At 74.3% G+C, this 3,160-nt stretch carries 3 protein-coding genes and 1 pseudogene; 3 read left to right on the top strand and 1 reads right to left on the bottom strand.

Going from position 1 to position 3,160, the window contains the following annotated elements; translation table 11 throughout:
• The 3 genes from L0B03_RS15755 to L0B03_RS15745 form a co-directional block, all read left to right on the top strand.
• Window positions 1-1,172: hypothetical protein (locus L0B03_RS15755; RefSeq protein ID WP_250447566.1), on the top strand; the 1,172-nt coding region annotated here is incomplete at its 5' end.
• A complete protein-coding gene (locus tag L0B03_RS15750; RefSeq protein WP_250447562.1) occupies window positions 1,169-2,110 on the top strand; it encodes an ABC transporter ATP-binding protein in 942 nt (313 codons plus the stop codon). The genes L0B03_RS15755 and L0B03_RS15750, both read left to right, overlap by 4 nt.
• Window positions 2,097-2,927, top strand: a complete 831-nt coding sequence (locus L0B03_RS15745) for an ABC transporter permease (RefSeq protein ID WP_250447557.1) — start codon at window positions 2,097-2,099, stop codon at window positions 2,925-2,927. Before L0B03_RS15750 ends, L0B03_RS15745 begins: the two co-directional genes overlap by 14 nt.
• 3 nt (window positions 2,928-2,930) lie before the next feature.
• On the opposite strand, the pseudogene L0B03_RS15740 reads toward L0B03_RS15745, so the two are convergent.
• Window positions 2,931-3,160, bottom strand: a pseudogene (locus L0B03_RS15740) (hypothetical protein); the annotation flags it as partial.

The raw sequence follows: 3,160 nt of genomic DNA, 5'->3' as shown, positions 1-3,160 counted from the left end.
TTGATCAGCTCGCCGCCCGAGTAGATGTTGATCGTCGGGATCGAGGTGATCCCGTAGGCGGCCCCCCGCTCGAGCTGCTCGCCGAGGTCGCCGAGGCCGAGCCGATGGCGCTCTCCGGCACCGCGGTCTACACGGCGCGCCTCGGCCTGCCCGAGATCCCGTTCGCCGAGATCGCCGGCGCGGACCCGATCGCCCTGCTCGCCGGCAGCTCGACCATCCGGGTGTGGACCGACGGCGAGGAGCGCTCGCGGGCCGCCCTGCTCGGTCCGGCCTCGGAGTACTCGGTGGTGCGCGACGGTCCGGAGGCCTGGACGTACTCGAGCGAGGAGGACGCCGTCGTCCACTACGCGCTGAGCGCCGAGGACGAGGCGCGCTACGAGGCCCTCGCCGACCAGCTGCGCGAGGGTTCCAGCCCCGAGGTCGCCGGCGAGCTGCCGACCCCCGAGGAGGCCGCGCGCCTCGTGCTCGACCGCGCCGAGGAGCACTCGACCGTCTCCCTCGACGCCCAGACGACCGTGGCCGGCCGCGACGCCTACCAGCTCGTCGTGACCCCGCGCCCGGCCGAGACCCTCGTGGCCCGGGCCGTCGTGGCGGTCGACGCCGAGACCTCGGCCCCCCTGCGGGTCCAGGTGTGGAGCACGCAGGACGAGACCACCCCCGCGCTGGACGTCGGCTTCACCGACGTGACCTTCGCGGCCCCCGAGGACGCCGTGCTCGAGTTCACGGCCCCGGCGAGCGCCGCGGTCGAGGAGGTCGTGGTCCCGCTGCCCGAGACCACCGAGATGGACAAGCCCGAGGGCCCCGCCGAGGGCGAGCTGCCTGAGGGCGTCACCGTCGCGGGCGAGGGGTGGGAGAGCGTCACGACCCTGACCGGGCTCGACGTCGCCTCCCTGGTCGCCGGCGACCCGGCAGCGCTGACGAGCGTGCCGGGCAGCGAGCGGACCCTGGGCTCGGAGAGCGCCCAGGAGCTCATCGGCGAGTTCCTCCCCGAGGACGGTGAGGGCGGTCACCCCGGCCTCAGCCTCGACGGCGCGGCCCTCTACGAGCAGCTGACCACCGAGGTCCCCGAGGGGCGTCTGCTGAGCTCGAGCCTGCTGAGCCTGCTCGTCACCGAGGACGGTCGGGTGCTGGTCGGTGCGGTGCCCGCCGAGACGCTGCGCGGCATGGCGTGACCCCACCCGCGGTGCGGAGCGCTGGGCTCACCAAGCGCTTCCGCTCGGGGCAGGTGGCGGTCGACGGGATCGACCTCGAGGTGCCCCGTGGCTCGGTGTACGGGTTCCTGGGTCCCAACGGCTCGGGCAAGACGACGACGATCCGCATGCTCCTCGGGCTGGTGCGCCCCACGGCGGGGCGGGCCTGGCTCCTCGAGGAGCCCATGCCCGAGGGTGGCGGCTCGGTGCTGCCCCGGGTGGGGGTCCTCGTGGAGGGCCCGGCGTTCCACCCGTACCTGACCGGCCTCGCCAACCTCGCCCGGCTCGACGCGGCTGACGCCACCGCCGACCCGCGCACCACGCGGCGACGCAGCGACGCGGCCCTCGAGAGGGTCGGGCTCGCGGCGGCCGCGGCCAAGCCGTTCCGCCAGTACTCCCTGGGCATGAAGCAGCGCCTGGGGCTGGCGGCCGCCCTGCTGCGCCCCCGGGACCTGCTCGTGCTCGATGAGCCCACCAACGGCCTCGACCCGCAGGGCACCCGCGAGGTGCGGCACCTGATCCGTGAGCTGGCCGACGCCGGCACGACGGTGCTCGTCTCCTCGCACCTGCTGGCCGAGATCGACCAGGTGTGCTCCCACATCGGGATCATGAGCCAGGGACGGCTCCTGGTGCAGGACGAGCGGCTCACCCTGACCCAGCGGGGGGAACCCACCCTGGTCGTGCGGACCGCCGTCGAGCACGTCGGGACCGCGACCGAGGTGCTCACCGCCCTCGGCCTGGAGGCCCTGGTCGTCGAGGGGCCCGAGGTGACCGCCTCCTTGGGGACGGTGGCCCCCGAGACCGCCACCGCGGCCCTGGTCGGAGCCGGGGTGCCCGTGGTGGGGCTCGAGGCGCGCCGGCCGAGCCTCGAGCAGCTCTTCGTCACGCTCACCGGGGAGGGCTTCGATGTCGCGCGCTGAGGGTGGATCGCGGCTGCTGCGCAGCGAGCTGAGCCTGGTCTTCGGTCGACGGCGCAACATCACGTTGCTCGTCGGGCTCGCGACCGTGCCGTTGCTGCTGGGCATCGTCCTGTTCGTCACCCAGGACTCCGCACTCGCGGGTCAAGGCCCAGGGTTCGTCGGCCGGGTCACCGGCAACGGGCTGTTCCTGGTGGTCTCGGCCCTGGTGATGTGCCTGCCCTTCCTGCTGCCGCTGACCATCGGCATCGCCTCGGGGGACGCGATCGCGGGGGAGGCCCAGGCCGGCACCCTGCGCTACCTGCTGGCGGTGCCCGTCTCACGGACACGGGTCCTGGTGGTCAAGGGCGTCGCTGCCCTGGCCTTCGCGGGGGCGGCGGTGGCGGCCATCGCCCTGGTGGCCCTGCTCACCGGGGCGGTCCTGTTCGGGCTCGACGAGGTGACGTTGCTCTCGGGCAGCACCGTGCCGCTCGGCGACGGTGTGCTGCGGATCGCCGGGGTCGCGCTCTACGTGGGGCTCTCCCTGACCGGGCTGGTGGCCGTCGGGCTGTTCTTCTCGACCCTGACCGAGGTGCCGGTCGGGGCCATGGCCGCGACCGTCGTGGTCGCGATCGTCTCGGCCGTGCTCGACACGCTGCCCCAGCTCGCGGCGCTCCACCCGGGACTGCTCACCCACCACTGGCTCGACTTCGCCGAGTTCCTGCGCCTCGAGATCGACTGGGGCGTGCTCGGCCAGGGGCTCGCGGTGCAGGGGGCGTGGGTCGCGATCTTCGCCTCCCTGGCCTGGAGCCGGTTCACGACCGCGGACGTCTCCTCCTGACAGTCACCTCCTGACCGTCGCCTCCTGACCGGCACGTCCGGCTGGCACAGCGGGCTCGCGGTAGGCGAGCCAGCGCTCGGTGACCGTGTAGCCGACCGTTCGGTTGGCGCCCAGGCTCGCGGCGTTGTCCCCGGCGCCGCCGGTGCGGAAGGTGCGCACGCCCTCCGCCGCGAGGGCCACGACCGAGGCGGCCTTGACCGCGGCCCCGATGCCGCGCCGGCGGTGGCTGGCCC

The organism is Actinotalea sp. C106 (assembly GCF_023630195.1).
GTDB lineage: Bacteria > Actinomycetota > Actinomycetes > Actinomycetales > Cellulomonadaceae > Actinotalea.
The sequence above is the reverse complement of the archived record's forward strand: the minus strand, read 5'-3'. Positions and strand labels throughout refer to the sequence as shown.

Coding starts and splice junctions, on each gene's coding strand:
- L0B03_RS15745 (WP_250447557.1), top strand. CDS start 2,097: ATGTCGCGCGCTGAGGGTGGATCGCGGCTGCTGCGCAGCGAGCTGAGC.